This window comes from Hydrocarboniphaga effusa AP103, assembly GCF_000271305.1.
Taxonomy (GTDB): Bacteria; Pseudomonadota; Gammaproteobacteria; order Nevskiales; family Nevskiaceae; genus Hydrocarboniphaga; species Hydrocarboniphaga effusa.
Genome location: NZ_AKGD01000003.1, coordinates 640,243 through 655,516, shown reverse-complemented (window position 1 = coordinate 655,516; position 15,274 = coordinate 640,243). Strand labels below are relative to the sequence as shown.

Sequence of the window (15,274 nt, the reverse complement as noted above, 5' to 3'; positions counted from 1 at the left end):
AAGTCCCCATCGTCTAGAGGCCTAGGACACCTCCCTTTCACGGAGGTAACCGGGGTTCGAATCCCCGTGGGGACGCCATCTTCGAATGGCTTGATGTTTCCGGTTCAGCCGGACAAGCAAAGCGAAACCGGTCCACCTGGCTTCGCTTTTTTGTTGCCCGAAGGCTTTTCGTCACTCCGCCTTCTGCGCCTTTTCAGCGAGCTTTTCCTGTGCGGCTTCGAGATAGCCGGCCATTACCAGGAACTGTTCGCCCATGCGGCGCAGCGTGCTGATGTTCAATGAGTACGCAGGCGTCTCGCTCGGCACCGCTTGGCCCGGTGATTCGAAGTAACGCAGCTTGAGCACGCCGATGCCGTTCTGCACCGGTGCGAGCCCGAATCCCACGACCGGAAACAGCAGGCTTCCCTCGCGAATCACGTCGGGGTCTTGCGTGTTGTTGTCTTCCAAAATCCAACTCCTGTTGCATGAATGTGCGAACGTCTCCGTCCGCTGCCGCAATTGCACGGGCCGTGCCAGCGATCGATCGCTTCACAAAACCGGATCGAGGTAAGGCTGATATAAACGCCGTTTCGTCGAACTGCGTTCGGCACGCTGCCGGAGCCTCATGGAAACCGCGACCCCCGCACTCATCCCGCTGCCCTGGAAGCTGGCCTACACGACCTTCATGGCCGTGCTCGTGCCGATCTATCTGCGCCAGTACGGACCTCGCAATTTTCTCTATTTCTGCGACGTGGCGCTGCTGCTGACCCTGGTCGGCATCTGGACCGAAAGCGCGCTGCTGCTGTCGATCGCGACCGTCGGCATCCTGCTACCGCAAACTTTCTGGCTGCTCGACTTTGCGGTCGGGGCTGTGGGGGGTCGGCTCTCGGGCATGACCGACTACATGTTCGACTCCAAGCGCTCGCTCGGCCTGCGCGGCCTTTCGCTGTTCCATGGCTGGTTACCGCTGTTTTTACTGTACCTGCTGAGCCGCACGGGCTACGACGTCCGCGCTCTGCTGCTTTGGACGACCATTGCGAGCGCGCTGCTGCTGATCTGCTACTTCTTCATGCCACCGCCCTCGCCCACGCGCGGCATCGAGCCCGTGAACATCAATTACGTCCATGGACTCTCGGACGATGCCGCTCAGACCTGGATGCCGGCCTGGGTCTGGCTTCTGTTCACGCTGGTCGGCTGGCCGCTGCTGCTGTATTGGCCCGCGCACGAAATGCTCAAGCGCCTGATGCCCGCAGCAGGCAGCTGAATCGAGCGATAGGCCCGACTATCGCAAGCCGCCCTCAGCCGTTAGGCTTCCCTACGACCTGATGCTCAACCGTACGCAGCCGACGTGACTGCGGCCACACGACGCAAGGATCATGATGAAGAGGCTGAGCCTGATCGACACCTGCTTTCTGAAGATGGAATCGCCCGACACGCCGATGCATGTCGGCGCGTTACTGACGTTTCGCCTGCCACCGAAGATCGGGCGTCAGTATCTGAGCCAGCTCGTCGCCCGGCTGCGCAGTTATCCGGTCAGCCGATCGCCGTTCAACCACGTGCTGGCGCAGGGACCGCTCGCGGCGATTGCGCCGTACTGGGAAACCGATCAGCACGTCGATCTCGACTATCACCTGCGCCATTCGGCCTTACCCAAGCCGGGCGGCCAGCGCGAACTCGGCGTGCTGATCTCGCGGCTGCATTCGCACCCGCTGGACCTGAGCCGGCCGCCCTGGGAATGCCACATCATCGAAGGGCTCGAACACAATCGTTTCGCAATCTACCTCAAGGGCCACCACGCTGCGGTCGACGGCCTCGGCGGACTCAAGCTCATCAAGAGCTGGCTCTCCGAAAAGCCAGATGCGCTCAACCAACCGCCGCCGTGGGCGATGCCGCTGCCAACCAGCGTGCGTCCACCGGCTCCGGGACCGTTCGCTGCCGCCCAGCAACGTCTGACCGGGCTGCGCGCGCAATTGCGTGCAGTTCCCGAGGTATATCGCAGTCTCGTGCGTGCGCGCCTGGAGTATCCCAACGGCAGCCTGCCTGCCCTGCTCAAGGCGCCTTCCAGCCTGCTCAACGGACGTATCGGTGGACAGCGGCGCTTTGCGACGCAGGCGCTCAAACTGAGCCGGCTCAAGCGCATCGCCGAGCAAACCCACACAACGACCAACGATGTGCTGCTCGCGGTCTGCGGCGGAGCCTTGCGCCGCTATCTGTCCGAGCTCGATGCGCTGCCGCGCTCGTCGCTGGTCTCGCTCGTGCCAATCGCCTTGCGTCCGCGCCGCAATCAGGTGGGCGGCAACTCGCTGTGCGGCCTGCTGACCGATCTCGAAACCCAGATCGCCGACCCTGTCGAACGCCTCCACGCAATCAATGTCTCGACGCAGGCGGGCAAGCGCCACATACAGCAGCTGTCGCCGACCGCGCTCGCGCAGTACAGCCTGCTGCTGATGGCGCCGCTCACGCTCGCGAAGGTCAGCGGACTCTCGGGAAGCCTGCCGCCATTGTTCAACGTGCTGATCTCGAACGTGCCGGCCGCGCGCAACAAGCTGTATTTCGACGGCGCCGAGCTCGAAGGGATCTTCCCGCTGTCGGTGTTGTTCCGCGGCCAGGCCTTGAACATCACCGCACTCGGTTACGCGGAGAGCTTCACGCTGAGCTTCACGGCCTGCCGCGATGCGCTGCCGCGCGTGCAGAAGCTGGCGATCTACGCCGGAGAAGCGCTCGATGAACTCGAGCGGGCGCTCGGCATCGCCGACATCGAGACGGCCGAACGTCGCGTGGTGTCAATCAACGACGCGCCGCGAGTGCGCGAGCGGCTTGCAAACCCGACTGATGGTGCCTAGCACACGAGCCAGGGGACGCAGCTGATCCGTCGAAATCGATTTTCCGGTGTTCAGAAAAGCCACCGAGATATCGCGTGCCGGATCGGCCCAGCAGATCGTCGTCAGAAAGCCGAGGTGGCCATAAGCGCTGCGGCAATCACGCCCGTACAAACCGAAAGGCCATTCGCCGAGCACCATGCCAGCGCTGAAACGCACCGGCACGAACAAGGTGCGATCGACGTGAATCGGCCCGGCCGGGCGCACGGCTTCGGCGATCGTCTCGGGTTTGAAGATCTGCTTGCCGTTCCAATGCCCGCCGCTCAGCATCATCTCGAAGAAAGCGCCGATGCCATCGGCTGTCGCATACAGATTGCCGGCCGGAATCACCGCCGATAGAAACTCGGGCGAATTCGAAACGTCCACCACGCGCTCGAACGAGGCACCGAGAATCTGCTGCACGTAGGTCGTCAGCGGAAACCACGGTCGTGGACCCGTGAGGTAGTTGATCGCCACATCGCAGCGCTTCGACTCAGGCAGGCCGTAATGGAAGACGTCGAGCCCCAGCGGCTTGCTGATGTACTCGGCCAGGAAGTCCTGCAAAGACAGCCCCGAAACGCGCTGCACGAGCTCGCCGAGAATGAAGCCGCCGGTGATCGCGTGATAGGACTGCACCTCGCCTTCCGTGTTGATCGGCTTGGCGGCGCAGAGCATTTTCACGACTGCCTTCCAGTCGAACAGGATCGACGGATCGGTGCCCGGCTTCACGCGCGGAATGCCGGCCCGATGCGCGAGCAGATGCCGCACCGTCGTGCTCCCCTTGCCCTCGACGCCATATTCCGGGATGTAGCGCTCGATACGATCGTCGAGGCCGATATGCCTCTGCTCGGCAAGCTTGTGCACCAGCATCGCGGTCACAGCCTTGGATGCGGAGAACAGACAGATCGGTGTCTCCGGGGTACACAGTGCAGCGGCTCGCGGTCCACGCGTGCCGAGTGCCGCATGGCCGATGCTCCGGCGCATGACAATGCGCCCCTGTCGGCGAAGCACGAATGAAATCGCAGGCTGCAAACCGCCTTGATACAGCTGCTCGATGCGTCGCCAGATCAGACCGACCTGCGCCTCGCTCATCTGCACCGAGGCCGGATCGACTTCGAATGCCGGATCGCGCGTCGTCACGCTCGACAGGTCGCGCGCGACTTTGATGCGATTCGGCTTGAGCAGCCGCTCGATCATGCGTAGTCGCCCACGAGCCTGGCAGAGACCGCGCCGTCGGCTTCGGCGCGTCGACGCACGTCTTCGGCGACGAGCTTCTCGACCTTGCCGCCGAGCAGCGGAACACCGCAGCGGATCGTCCAGTCGAGCTTGAGCGTCGACTGGTCTGCGCCTTTCGCCAGCAGGTGCATATCTGCTTGAACGCTCACGGGCGCGCCGGCGATATCGATTTCGATCGCACCCCTGCGCTGCGCGATCCGCCAGCGCTCGGTCTGCTTCACGCGAATCGCATCGCCGACGAATTTTCTCGCGAACTCCGGAATATTCGTCGCCCCGGCTGCACGAAAGCGAAAATCGATGCTGAAAGCATCGGCAGAAAGCCGGTCATCCGTAATCTCGAAATCAGCGACTTCCAGCGCCTGATACTTGCGCTCGAAGTAGTGCCTGTCGACGATCATCTTCATCACCGTTTCGGCTGCGGCGGGGTACTGCAATTCGATACTGAAGTTCATTGCTCTGGCATGAAAAAGCCGCCGGGAGCGAAACCCGGCGGCTGAGTTTGAGACGGTGATGCCGACTTACTTGGTCGTCATCTTCTGCACGGAACTCGCGTTGAAGTAGTCGTCGTTGTACTTGACCGAGAGGTCGTACGGCTTGTCTTCGTTGAACGCGGCGGTGATGAAGTAGCGGCCCGAGTTGAAGTGATAGATCACTTCCGGAACCGTCGAAGCGGCCTGGATGTTGTACGCAACCACCAGATGACCTTCGTGGAACTGCATGAGCTGGCCGCGGTTGTCGTAGTCGTCCTCGGCGACGATGTTCCAGCTGTCTTCGTCGAGATACATCACGCGCTTGCCGAAGGTGTGGCTGGTGCCCTGCTTGATGTTGGCTTCGACCACCCAGACACGGTGCAGCTCGTAGCGCGGCAGATCCTGGTTCAAGTGCTTCGGACGAACGAGATCCTTGTACTTGATGGTGTTGCCCGCGATCTTGTTGCTGTCGTACGGGATGTAGATTTCCTTCTTGCCGACGAGCTTCCAGTTGTAGCGCTCGAGCGAGCCGTTGAACATGTCCACCTGGTCGTAGAACTGGTGGCCGTCGGTGCCCTCGTACGGATTGTCGCAGCAGACAGTGGGCGCGCGGCGAATGCGTTTGAGCGCTGGCGTGTAGAGCCAGGCCGCACGACCCGCTTCACCGGTGCCGGCCTTTTCGTGCACGAGAATGAAGGTGCCGGCCAGACGCGGCGGCGCGATCGTGCGCGACAGATAGCGCAGGAACTCGCCGGAATCCTTGGTCAGCGGAACCTGCTTGCTTGGCGAGCCGTAGTAGAACGCGGCATCTTCGATGATCTTGGTCAGCACGAACTGTCCGTCGCGCTGCACGATCATCTGGTTGTTGTAGCGCTTGGCGTAATCACCGCGGAACTTGAGCTTGTGATTCCAGATCGGCTCGGCGCCGGTCTTCGGGATCGGGAACGGAAAGCCCAGCTTGCAATTGTCGAGCGTGTCGGTGCCGATCATTTCGCAGGTGCCGGCGTTCTTGACCGTGGCTTCCTTGACCTCGGCCGGATAGTCGACCTGACGATGCGTCGGGTAGACGTTCATCTTGTAGCTGTCGTAGGTCTTCAGCAGGAACTTGTGACCTTCGGTGAGCTTGGCTTCGTACTGCGCGAGGTTGCCCTTGTTGATCGTGAACTTGGGCTTTTCGGCGTCGATCTTCTCATCGTGCGGGAATTCGCCGCTCAGATTGCCGTGCTTGGGAGCCGGCTCCCAGGCGGGAATCGAACCATCGGCGTTGCCGGCCTTTTCGGCGCCGACCGGCGTCAAGTCCTTGCCGAGCTTGCCAGCCTCGTCGGGACCGACTTTGGCTGATGCGAGTGCGGCGTACGCCATACAGGCGACGCCGAGCGTTAGCGCGATGCGCTGTTTCATGGATCATCTCCTCGACAGGACTCGAGCACGTGAGTGCTGAGTCATTTTTTGAAATAAAAACGAGCCGATGCTAGCGAATTTCCAACCGACTGCAAACCATAAAAAACAACCAGACGCAAGCGCTTCCATGCGTACTGCTTTTTGCGTGAAAGCCATCACGTACCCAGCCCTTCGATCGCCCTCAGCAGCGTGGCTCGTGTGGAGATTTCGGCTCGCAGCTGGGCCAGCATGACAAATACGCCGGCCAGGCGTCGATGCAGAAACACGATCTCCCGCGGCGGCACGCGGAAATAGACGGACAGAGCATTGCGAGCGCCAGTCTGCGTCACCCGCATCGGCAGATCACTGGCCCCCCAGCGATAACCCCCTGTCTCATTCAACAATTGAGGGGGAACGCGCCCCTCCGACGGATCGGTGAAGGGCTCGACGATGGTCTCGCACATCATGGCGAAAGCCTCGTGCACCGCACGAGGAAAGTTCGGCTGCATGAGCCCGATGCGCAGCGCGCCCTTCTCGATCAGCTCGGGCTTGTGTTCGAGCGCGCCGCGCACGATGCAGGTGTAGGAATCGATGAACTTGCGTTCGAAGCGCTTGGTGGCACCGAAATCGAGCAGCACGATGCGGTCGTCTTCACCGCCTTCGTCGATGCGAATGCGATAGTTGCCGAAGTGCGGATCGGTCTGCACCATGCCCCAGTCGAAGAATTCGCGCAGGAACAGTTCCATGAACGCGCTGCCGAGCCTGTTGCGCCGCGGCTGCGATAACGCCGCGACCGAGGCGTGGCGGGCACTGACGCCACGCTCATAACTGGTGGTCAAGATGCGACCGCTCGAATACTCGGCGATCACCTTCGGCACCACGAAGCGATCGTCGTCCGCAAGCTTGGCACAGAAGGCTTCCGTATAGCGACGCTCGGCCTTGTAGTCGACCTCCTGATACAGCATCTCGCGCAGTTCCGCGAAGATCGGATTGACGTCCAGCCCCTTGGGCGTGAGCTTGGACATCAATACCAGTCGAGACAGCGTACGGATATCGCTGTCGATGGCATCGGCCACGCCCGGGTATTGCACCTTGACCACAACGTCCAAGCCGTCGGACTTCCGGCGTGCCCGATGCGCCTGCCCTAGCGAAGCGGCGGCGAGCGGCTGTTCGTCGATTTCGAGTTCACGCAACCTGGCGCGACCGAGTTCCTTCTCGAGGGCCGGGGCGATGTACTTCCAGGCCACCGGCGCGGTGTCGTCCTGCAGGCTCGCCAGCACGTCGACCGCTTCCTCAGGCAGAAAATACTGGCCCCAAAGAGACAGCATCTGGCCAGCCTTCATCACGCTGCCCTTGAGCTGCCCTAGTTCGTCGGCGAGTACGCGCGCCTGACGTTCGTAAAAACCGCGATTGGCTTCATCACGCTCGATCTCGCCGCGGAACATATTGCGGATGCCATGAGCGACGATCTTGCTGCCGGCACCGAAACCGAGCTTGGTCAATGCCAGATTGCGTTCGAACGGCCGTGTCTTGAGCCGATCCAGGCCCCTTTTGCTGCCCTGCAACAACGAGGCATCATCATTATTCTTGACCATCCAACCAAGGCCCCTGAGCAAATATGTCCACGCTTGCCGAGATTCTGCTGGCCCCGCACCGGAAAGAAGCGCTGACCGCAGACTGCGTGAGGATAGTCGAACATCATCTGAATAGTTTGCGGAGCCTGCGCGGTCTTGCGCTCAAGGCCGGACTCGCGGTCTTGAAGGCAACCAGGCCGGATCTGATCCCTCGCGCGATCAACCGCTTGTTGCCTGATCTCGTCGAGGCATTGGAACCGCTCTACGCGCGCTTCGGCCAAACCTCCGATCGAGACTTCAGCCTGTTCCTGCGCAAGAACGCCGATGAGGCCATCGAGGCTCTGAGGAGGAAGATCGACGGGCGCGCGGCAGAAAGTTCGAACGAGGCGGCGAAATCGACCTATCGCAAGCTGCGCAGCACTCTCCATGAAGAGATCGAGACGCTGTTTCCCGAGCTTTCGAAAACCTTGTCCGGCTACTTGAACTGATCGGCTGCACCGATGCCCCCTCTGCGGAGGCCATGACGGCTTCGGAACGGCCTTGGCCCCCAGCGATGGGAAGCTCATGGAGCGTTCAGTCGGTCGGGACTACGGTCCGACCGGCTTGACCTATTGAAAAACTTGCGGAGGAGACCGCCATGAAGACCTCGCCTCATCTGTTTTGTCGCTCGCTCAAAGCCGCGGCCATCGCAGCGCTCGCGCTCAGTGCGGGTTCGGTATTTGCGGCAGGCGAATCGCCGGTCGGACGCTGGCAGACCATCGACGACGAAACCGGCAAGCCCAAGTCCGTTGTCGAGATCAAAGAGGTCAACGGCGAACTGCAGGGCAGTGTCGTCGAACTGATCAACCCGTCGAAGCCGAATCCGACCTGCGAGAAATGCGAAGGCGATCGCAAGGACAAGCCGATCCAGGGCATGACCATTCTCTGGGGCGTCAAGAAAACGGGCGACGGCTGGGGCGACGGCAAGATCCTCGACCCGCAAAAGGGCAAGGTCTACGGCGCCAAGCTCGAGCCCGAGGCCGGCGGCCAGAAGCTCAAGGTCCGCGGCTACATGGGCGTCTCGATGCTGGGCCGCACGCAGGAATGGGTGCGCGCGCAGTAAGCCTGCAACCAGGCTTTCGAATAAGCGCTGTGAGCGACGGCAGGTCGTGTGAGGACGGAGCGAAGACACCGCAGCGTGCTGTAAGTACCTGAGGATTCCGAGCACCGCCCGCACGCGAAATGCCGAGCGCAGCGGCGTATTCGGAAGCCTAGCGACGGTTGTAGCGTGTACGCACGGCGTCCGGCGTGAAATCCTGCTCTCGCATCGGCACATTGAATTGTGCCGGTGCGTCTTCCGCCGTCAGTCGATTGATGAAATAGCGCCCGTCCTTGAAGTCGTAAGTCACCACGGGCGCGCAATTCGCGGACAGTGAATCGTAGAGGGACAGCAAGTGGCCTTCCTGAAACCGCCATAGCGTCTGATCGTCGTGCTCGTAGTTCTCGACGAGCACGACGTTCCAGCTGTCTTCGTCCACGTAGAACACGCGCTTGCCGAAGCTGTGCTTCTTGCCGCCGCGCTCGGTCGCCTCGATGACCCAGACCCGGTGCAGTTCGTAGCGGGTTGCTTCCGGATTCAGGTAACCCGGCTTGACCAGCTGCGCATAGCGAAAGCGTCCGTCACCGATGCGATAGTTGTTGTACGGCACATACAGTTCGCGCTTGCCCTGCAGCTTCCAGACATAGCGGTCGAAACCGCCGTTGTACATGTCGACCATGTCGACGAAGTACAGGCCTTCCGAGCCCGGAAACGGCTGGTCGTAGCCCACTGGCGGAATGCGGAACAGCTTGCCGATGTCGAGCGGCAGCGCCCAGACGTTGCGACCGTTCTGCGTGGCGTTCGCGGTCTCGTGCACGAGCGCGACGAAGTCGAGCCGGTTGAGGCTGCGTCCGAATGCGCTCAGGTAATACAGCAGGATATTGCGTTGCGACAGGTCGATCGGATCATCGGTGTTGGCATAGCGATACAGCACGCGCTCCATCTGCTTGAGCCAGGTCGCGCTGCCGTCTTTCTGCACCACGGCTTGCGAGCTCTGCGCCTGCATCGTGTTACCGCGATAGCGCGTCCGATGATTCCACATGATCTTCACGCCGCTGTCCGGCTTCGGGAACGGCACGCCCAACCGGGCGCCTTGCAGCGAATCGGTTCCCGTCAAGGCGGCGCGGCCGATGTTGGCCTGGCTCGCCTCGTAGATCGCCTGCGGATACGCGACGCTGCGCCGCGACGGATACACCGGCATCGCATAGCCGCTCCTGCGCAGCAACGCCCGATGACCGGCGGACAGCTGGTTCGCGTATTGCGCCGCGTTCGCGGCAGTGATCGTGAACAGCGGCTTGTCCTGAGCGTAGACATCCTTGAGCCTTTGGCCCGCTGCGAAACCCGCCGGCCATTGCGAGCGCTGGATGCCGCCGGTCCAGGCCGGAATCGTGCCGGCCGCGTTGCCCTCGCGCTGGGCGCCAACCGGCGTCAGCGCGCCACTACTGCGCGTAGCCGCTGCGACAGGCGCCGCCGCGCCTTCCGCATTGCCGACCGCAACCGAATCGCCGAGCAGCCGATCGCTCGTTTCGACCGATTCCTCCTGCTTGCGCTGCCGCGTCTGCTCGAGCGCGATCATCGCCTGCTCGCGCGCCCTGCCCGATTCCAGATACTTCACCCACTCGTCGGCGAGCTTGCGATTCGGCGTGTATCCCTGGGCCTGGCGAAACGCGAGGAGCGCGCCATCGACATCGGCCTGCTGATAGCGCGCCATGCCGAGCGTGAGCCACAGCGATCCGGACCTGGCGTTGCCGGCCGTGAGCTTCTCGAGCACCGCGATCGCTTGCGGATATTCCTCGCGCTCCATGTGCAGCTGCGCCTTCTGTTGCAGCAAGTCACTGCTCGGCGCCACCGCGAGCGCCTGGTCGATCGCGTCGAGCGCGAGTTTCTTTTCGCGGGCCGCGAGCCAGAGCGTCGCAAGCAGCTTGCGATTCTCGGCGTTGTCCGGCAGTTGCCTGCCCGCGATCCAGCCCTTGAGCAGCGAAGCCGCTTCGAAAGGAGCACCAATTTGCCCGGTCAGCGTGACCAGGCGAAGGCGATCGTTGTCGTCGCGCAAATGGCCGAGCCGGCTCGCGAGCTCGAGCACGGCCTGCGCCTTTTCCTTGTCGCCGGCCTTGAGGCTCACGGCCGCGAGCTGAATCCACAGCTCGCGCTGCGCCGGGCTGCGACGCACGGCCTCTTCGAGCAGCGGCAGGGCTTCCTTGTCCTTGCCCGCGCCGAGATACGCGGCGAGCAACGCCTGCTTCCAGCTCGGATCGGGCTGCTTGACCGCGCGCACACCTTTTTCGAGCAGCGGCACCGCGTCGGCGTAGCGCTTCTGCTCGACATAGGCCGCGCCGAGCGCGACGTAGGCTTCGGGCGAAGCCTTGCCGCTCTTCACCTGCGCTTCGAGTTGCGGAACCATCTGCTTGGTGTCGCCGGTCGCCATGTACAGCTGCGCGAGATCCTGGCGCATGGCGGTTTCGGCCGGGCCGGACAGCGACTTCTGCGCGATGGCCTGCTCGAGCAATTGCGCGGCCTGCTTGTAGTCCTTCTTCTGCGCGGCCTGTGCGGCCAGGTCGCGCAGCAGCAGCGCCTTGCCGTACGGATCGGTGGTCTGCTTGAGCAGCGTTTTCGTATCGACCGGCTTGGAGTCGGCCGCGTTGCTCGGCAGCTCGCGCACTTCACTCTTGTATTGCTCGGCACTCGCGACGATACAAACGCACAGCAAGGCGACGCAGGCGACGACTCTGTCGAGCGAGCTCATCGCTCAGCGCCAGTTGAACGCGCAGTCGGCCGGGTCCATCGGCACGCGCTGGCGAATTTCGAGGTTCGCGCCCGTGGGTTCGTAGAGCCAGTTCGAAATGCTTTCGATCGCGGCGGCTTCGTAGACGCCCTTGGGATCGGCATCCGCGATCTTCACGTCGCGCACGTGCCCATTGGCGGTGATCGTGAAAACCGCTTCGACCCAACCCGCGATCTTCTGCTTGCAGGCCCACTCGGGCATCTGCGGACGCGCGGTCGAAATCGGAACCAGCGGCTTGCCTTTCCACTTGCCGCCGCTGTAGTTGCCGCCACCCGCCCCGCCCGAACCGCCGCCTCCTCCGCCGCCACGCGCAAAGCCGCCGAAGCTTCCGGAGCCCAGGCCAGGCCCGCCGCCGATCGTGGTTCCGAGCGGCACCGCGATGTTGCCCACTTCGATCGGCGACACCGCCATCGCCGGCAGCGACAGCGTCGGCATCGCACCGCCTGCGAGCGATGGCGGGGCCGAAGGCGGCGGTGGCGGCGGCGATTCGAGCGCGCGCATCGCCTGCTGCGGCGTGGCTTCGCTGCGCTGGGTCTGAACCACGCGCACCGCGTCGATCAGCGTACTCGGCTCGATCGCGACTTCGTCCGTACGTATCGCCTGATACAGCGCGAGAAACAGCAGCCAGGTCAGCGCGAGTGCCAGCGGCGGCAACCAGAGCCAGCGCCTGCGCGCGGAAGCCGGCAAGCGATGTTCGATCAGCATGCGCCGCCCGACGATCGCATCACTGCGGAGTCGCCGCGATCGCGACGTCCGCGACACCCGCCAGGCGCGCCTGATCCATCACTTCTACGAGCACGCCGGCGCGCGCGTCGCGATCGGCCTGGACGACGACCGCGGCTTTCGGTCGCTCGCGCTTCATGCGCTCGATCTCGCCGCGCAGCCGACGGATGTCGACGTGCTCGCGATCGATCCAGATTTCATTGTTCGCCGACACCGCGACGAAGATGCTGCCCTTGTCTTCGGGCTTGGCGGTCTTGGCCGCGGGCCGGTTCACGCGGATGCCGGATTCGTGCACGAAGGCCGCCGCGATGATGAAGAAGATCAGCAGGTTCATGACGAAGTCCAGCATCGGCGCCAGGTCCATCGCCGACTCTTCGTGCGTCTCGCTGCGTCTGCGCAACTTCATGGCGCCGCATCCAGCAGATCGTTGAGCTTCGCGGTTTCGAGCTTCACGCGCGAGCCGAGCAGGTGCGCGCAGAACAGGCCGAGCAGGCTCACGACGAGCCCGGCCATCGTCGCGATCATCGCGTGCGAAATGCCATCGGCCATCGCACGCGTATCGGCGCTGCGCGCGGCCGTCATCGCATCGAAGACCTGCAGCATGCCGACGACGGTGCCGAGCAAGCCGAGCAGGGGACTCATCGGCACCATCACGCGAATGATCGGCAGGCCGCTTTCCATCGCCAGCCGCAACTCGGACACCATCGCGGTGCGAATGCGCTGCGCGGTCCAGGAAGTACGCTCCTCACGTTCACGCCACTCCCGCACGCAGTCGTTGCGCAGCTGCGGATAAATGCGCAGCAGAAACCAGCTGCGTTCGAGCACCAGCGTCCACATCACCAGCGCGCAGAGCACGATCCAGCCCACCACCCAGCCGCCGAGATCGAGGAACTCGTCGAACTGGCGATACGGAACGAGCAGCGATTCAAGCATCGGCATTGCGCGAGCGCCGCGCCTCGAGCTGACGCGCGAGCATGCCGGCCGCCTGCTCGTCGAGAATCTGCGTGAGCACGCGCGAACGCGCGCCGAGGAAGCTGTTCGCGAACAGCAGCGGAATCGCGATCAGCAGGCCGAGCACGGTCGCGACCATCGCGTGCGAGATGCCGCCGGCCATCACCTTGGGATCGCCGGAGCCGAGTTCGGTGATGACCTGGAAGGTCATGATCATGCCGACCACGGTGCCGAGCAGGCCGAGCAGCGGGCCCGCCGCGACGATCATGCGCAGCAGCGCCTGATAGCGTTCGAGCTTGGGCGTTTCGCGCAGCACCGCTTCGGCCAGTCGAGTCTCGATCGCCTCGGTGTCGAGCGCGCGCAGGCTGTCGGGCGATTCGCCGCGCAGGCAGCCGAGCACACGACCGAGCGGATTGTCGTCGCGCGGCCTGCCCAGATCGCGCAGCTGCGCGCCGACTTTCCGGCCGACCAGCAGCAGATAGACGAGCTGATGGATCGCGAGCGCCGCACCGACCAGGCCAATGGCGATGATCACGTAGCCGACCGCTCCGGCCTGGTGAATGCGTTCGGACAGCGCAGGCCGCTCGGCCGCGAGCCGCAGCAGCGCGCCGCGCGAAGGATCGACGAGGATGTCGCGGATCTGGTCATCCGCGTCCTTGCCGAAGCTGCGGATCAAGCCGGTGAAATCTGATGGCTGTCGCGGCAGCGCGGTGAGCTGGCCGGTGCCCGGTTCGATCGCCAGATAGCGTCCGTCCGCGAACGCAGTGAACGCGCCGATGCGCGTGACTTCGGCCTGCTGCGGTTGGCCAGCGTCGTCGAACACCTGCGCCTTGAAGCGCGCGACCTTGCCGTTCTCGGCGATCTCCTGCGCATACAGAAACCACAGCTTCTCGATCTGATCGACGCCGGGCAATTCGCGGGCTTGAGCGAGCTGGTCGAGCTCGGCGCTGCGTGTCGGAAGCTGCGGCGTCACGAGCGAATCCTGCGCCTGCGCCTTGAGCGCGCCGGCCGCATCGGACACCGCCGAGAAAATCTGCGCGCTGTCGCCGACGCGACCCTGCAGCTGCTGCTTGAGCGCGGCGATGCCGGCCTGCGCGCCGTCGTAGCGCGCCTTGGCCTGCTTGGCCCGCGCATCGGCCGCGTTGCGCGCGCCCTCGGCTTCGGCGAGTAGCTGCGCCTGCTGGTTCTTGTCGCGCAGGAAGCGCGCCTCGCGCTCCTGATTGGTCTTGGACATCTGCTGCGAGCCTTCGCGAATCTGGTCGAGCAGTCGATCGAGGCCTTGCGCCGGCCGAGCCGCCTGCGGAGCCGGAGCCGCGTTCTGCGCGAGCGCGGAGCCGATGCCCAGGCCGCACAGCGCGAAAGCGAACATTGCGTTGCGCAGGCTCATGGCTGGGCTCCCGCATGCATCGCCGCCGTCGGCACGGGCAGACGCAGCAGATCGGGCGCCAGCGTTTCGCGCGCCATGCGCAGGCCACGGCGAATCTGCGCGATCTCGCCGCCGTCGAGTCTGTCCCAGCGCTTTTGCGCCGCATTCCACCAGCCGGCCTCGCGGCCGTCGATGCTCAGGTAATACAGCGCCGTGCGGCCGACGCGCAGCACGTCCACCGAGCGGTTCTCGACCTGCGTGCGTTCGGCTCCGAGCGTGCGGCCGTATTCGGCCTCGATCTGGTAGGCCTCGAGAATGCGCTTGAACCTGTCCGGGTTGGTCGCCGACGGATCGGCCATCAGGCGCTTGATGCCGGCGATGCGATCGCGACGCTCCTGCTGCAGAAACGGCAGGTCTTCGGCAACGATGGATTCGAGCCCCTGCGTCATGCGCAGCATCAGCGGCAGCAGCTCGCGCTCGGTGCGATCCACTTCGGCGAGCTGGCGCTGCAGCGAATCGCGCTCGGCCTCCTGGCCGCTGGCGAGTTCTTCGAGCTGCTCGGCGTAGACCTTGAGCTGCTGCGACTGCCAGGTGGCGGCCCGATAGCGTTCGAGCATCTGCCGGGTCTGGTCGTCGAGCGCGTCGATGCGCGACTGTGAGGCCCGGGCGCCGCGGTTGGCCTCGACCGTCGCATTGATCGCCTGCCCGACCGGATCGGCGCCGGCCGCCGTCATCGGCGCGGCCATCGCCAAGCTCACCAGAACGCCGCACCAAGCCGCCACTCGGGGTTTCGCCAACACTGCGCTTCCTCGCTTCGACGCACACCTCATCGCGCTCTTCGGTGATGCATCCGGCGCGTCGGGCTCTGCAATCGGGC

At 63.9% G+C, this 15,274-nt stretch carries 15 protein-coding genes and 1 tRNA gene; 5 read left to right on the top strand and 11 right to left on the bottom strand.

The features are described from left to right. Positions 1–2: 2 nt before the first annotated feature. A tRNA-Glu gene (locus WQQ_RS19210) sits at positions 3–78 on the top strand. A gap of 93 nt (positions 79–171) precedes the next feature. Here the strand turns inward: WQQ_RS19210 and WQQ_RS19205 are convergent. Next, positions 172–447 carry a hypothetical protein gene (locus tag WQQ_RS19205; protein ID WP_007186923.1) on the bottom strand — a complete coding sequence of 92 codons (276 nt, stop codon included), beginning with the start codon at positions 445–447 and terminating at the stop codon, positions 172–174. A 157-nt stretch (positions 448–604) separates the two neighbouring features. Between WQQ_RS19205 and WQQ_RS19200 the strand changes: the two genes are divergently transcribed. Together WQQ_RS19200 and WQQ_RS19195 are read left to right on the top strand one after the other, a co-directional pair. After that, complete coding sequence (locus WQQ_RS19200) at positions 605–1,243, top strand: hypothetical protein (RefSeq protein WP_040454895.1); 639 nt, start codon at positions 605–607, stop codon at positions 1,241–1,243. Between the two features lie 112 nt (positions 1,244–1,355). Next, positions 1,356–2,822 carry a WS/DGAT/MGAT family O-acyltransferase gene (locus WQQ_RS19195; protein WP_083844651.1) on the top strand — a complete coding sequence of 489 codons (1,467 nt, stop codon included), beginning with the start codon at positions 1,356–1,358 and terminating at the stop codon, positions 2,820–2,822. Here the strand turns inward: WQQ_RS19195 and WQQ_RS19190 are convergent. The 4 genes from WQQ_RS19190 to WQQ_RS19175 form a co-directional block, all read right to left on the bottom strand. Next, positions 2,763–4,034, bottom strand: coding sequence for a serine hydrolase domain-containing protein (locus tag WQQ_RS19190; RefSeq protein ID WP_040454893.1), 1,272 nt, complete (start codon positions 4,032–4,034; stop codon positions 2,763–2,765). The genes WQQ_RS19195 and WQQ_RS19190 overlap by 60 nt on opposite strands. Continuing rightward, positions 4,031–4,525 carry a DUF2505 domain-containing protein gene (locus tag WQQ_RS19185; RefSeq protein ID WP_007186921.1) on the bottom strand — a complete coding sequence of 165 codons (495 nt, stop codon included), beginning with the start codon at positions 4,523–4,525 and terminating at the stop codon, positions 4,031–4,033. The genes WQQ_RS19190 and WQQ_RS19185 overlap by 4 nt, the downstream gene beginning before the upstream one ends. Positions 4,526–4,591: 66 nt before the next feature. Next, positions 4,592–5,944: a DUF1329 domain-containing protein gene (locus tag WQQ_RS19180; protein ID WP_007186920.1), complete on the bottom strand. Its 1,353-nt coding sequence runs from the start codon at positions 5,942–5,944 to the stop codon at positions 4,592–4,594. Positions 5,945–6,099: 155 nt separating this feature from the next. Then, a complete protein-coding gene (locus WQQ_RS19175; RefSeq protein ID WP_007186919.1) occupies positions 6,100–7,518 on the bottom strand; it encodes an ABC1 kinase family protein in 1,419 nt (472 codons plus the stop codon). A 23-nt stretch (positions 7,519–7,541) separates the two neighbouring features. Between WQQ_RS19175 and WQQ_RS19170 the strand changes: the two genes are divergently transcribed. After that, entirely contained in the window at positions 7,542–7,985 is a 444-nt protein-coding gene (locus WQQ_RS19170; protein WP_007186918.1) for a DUF6918 family protein, read from the top strand. A 149-nt stretch (positions 7,986–8,134) separates the two neighbouring features. Next, positions 8,135–8,599: a DUF2147 domain-containing protein gene (locus WQQ_RS19165; RefSeq protein WP_007186917.1), complete on the top strand. Its 465-nt coding sequence runs from the start codon at positions 8,135–8,137 to the stop codon at positions 8,597–8,599. Positions 8,600–8,747: 148 nt separating this feature from the next. Here the strand turns inward: WQQ_RS19165 and WQQ_RS23315 are convergent, their stop codons facing one another. The 6 genes from WQQ_RS23315 to WQQ_RS19135 are packed head-to-tail and all read right to left on the bottom strand — an operon-like array spanning position 8,748 to position 15,155. Continuing rightward, positions 8,748–11,318: a DUF1329 domain-containing protein gene (locus WQQ_RS23315; RefSeq protein ID WP_007186916.1), complete on the bottom strand. Its 2,571-nt coding sequence runs from the start codon at positions 11,316–11,318 to the stop codon at positions 8,748–8,750. Between the two features lie 3 nt (positions 11,319–11,321). Further along, the gene (locus tag WQQ_RS19155) at positions 11,322–12,062 is read right to left on the bottom strand and encodes an energy transducer TonB (protein ID WP_007186915.1); all 741 of its coding nucleotides are present in this window, start codon (positions 12,060–12,062) and stop codon (positions 11,322–11,324) included. 19 nt (positions 12,063–12,081) lie between these two features. After that, positions 12,082–12,486, bottom strand: coding sequence for an ExbD/TolR family protein (locus WQQ_RS19150; protein WP_007186914.1), 405 nt, complete (start codon positions 12,484–12,486; stop codon positions 12,082–12,084). Next, positions 12,483–13,019, bottom strand: a complete 537-nt coding sequence (locus WQQ_RS19145) for a MotA/TolQ/ExbB proton channel family protein (protein WP_007186913.1) — start codon at positions 13,017–13,019, stop codon at positions 12,483–12,485. The genes WQQ_RS19150 and WQQ_RS19145 overlap by 4 nt, the downstream gene beginning before the upstream one ends. After that, positions 13,006–14,418, bottom strand: coding sequence for a MotA/TolQ/ExbB proton channel family protein (locus WQQ_RS19140; protein ID WP_007186912.1), 1,413 nt, complete (start codon positions 14,416–14,418; stop codon positions 13,006–13,008). The genes WQQ_RS19145 and WQQ_RS19140 overlap by 14 nt, the downstream gene beginning before the upstream one ends. Beyond that, complete coding sequence (locus tag WQQ_RS19135; protein WP_192812999.1) at positions 14,415–15,155, bottom strand: DUF3450 domain-containing protein; 741 nt, start codon at positions 15,153–15,155, stop codon at positions 14,415–14,417. Before WQQ_RS19135 ends, WQQ_RS19140 begins: the two co-directional genes overlap by 4 nt. Positions 15,156–15,274: the final 119 nt, after the last annotated feature.

Bases quoted from the DNA above. Each gene is read 5' to 3' on its own strand.
- WQQ_RS19180 (WP_007186920.1), bottom strand. From the start codon at position 5,944: ATGAAACAGCGCATCGCGCTAACGCTCGGCGTCGCCTGTATGGCGTAC.
- WQQ_RS19140 (WP_007186912.1), bottom strand. From the start codon at position 14,418: ATGAGCCTGCGCAACGCAATGTTCGCTTTCGCGCTGTGCGGCCTGGGC.
- WQQ_RS19185 (WP_007186921.1), bottom strand. From the start codon at position 4,525: ATGAACTTCAGTATCGAATTGCAGTACCCCGCCGCAGCCGAAACGGTG.
- WQQ_RS19175 (WP_007186919.1), bottom strand. From the start codon at position 7,518: ATGGTCAAGAATAATGATGATGCCTCGTTGTTGCAGGGCAGCAAAAGG.
- WQQ_RS19190 (WP_040454893.1), bottom strand. From the start codon at position 4,034: ATGATCGAGCGGCTGCTCAAGCCGAATCGCATCAAAGTCGCGCGCGAC.
- WQQ_RS23315 (WP_007186916.1), bottom strand. From the start codon at position 11,318: ATGAGCTCGCTCGACAGAGTCGTCGCCTGCGTCGCCTTGCTGTGCGTT.
- WQQ_RS19200 (WP_040454895.1), top strand. From the start codon at position 605: ATGGAAACCGCGACCCCCGCACTCATCCCGCTGCCCTGGAAGCTGGCC.
- WQQ_RS19145 (WP_007186913.1), bottom strand. From the start codon at position 13,019: ATGCCGATGCTTGAATCGCTGCTCGTTCCGTATCGCCAGTTCGACGAG.
- WQQ_RS19150 (WP_007186914.1), bottom strand. From the start codon at position 12,486: ATGAAGTTGCGCAGACGCAGCGAGACGCACGAAGAGTCGGCGATGGAC.
- WQQ_RS19165 (WP_007186917.1), top strand. From the start codon at position 8,135: ATGAAGACCTCGCCTCATCTGTTTTGTCGCTCGCTCAAAGCCGCGGCC.
- WQQ_RS19195 (WP_083844651.1), top strand. From the start codon at position 1,356: ATGATGAAGAGGCTGAGCCTGATCGACACCTGCTTTCTGAAGATGGAA.
- WQQ_RS19155 (WP_007186915.1), bottom strand. From the start codon at position 12,062: ATGCTGATCGAACATCGCTTGCCGGCTTCCGCGCGCAGGCGCTGGCTC.
- WQQ_RS19170 (WP_007186918.1), top strand. From the start codon at position 7,542: ATGTCCACGCTTGCCGAGATTCTGCTGGCCCCGCACCGGAAAGAAGCG.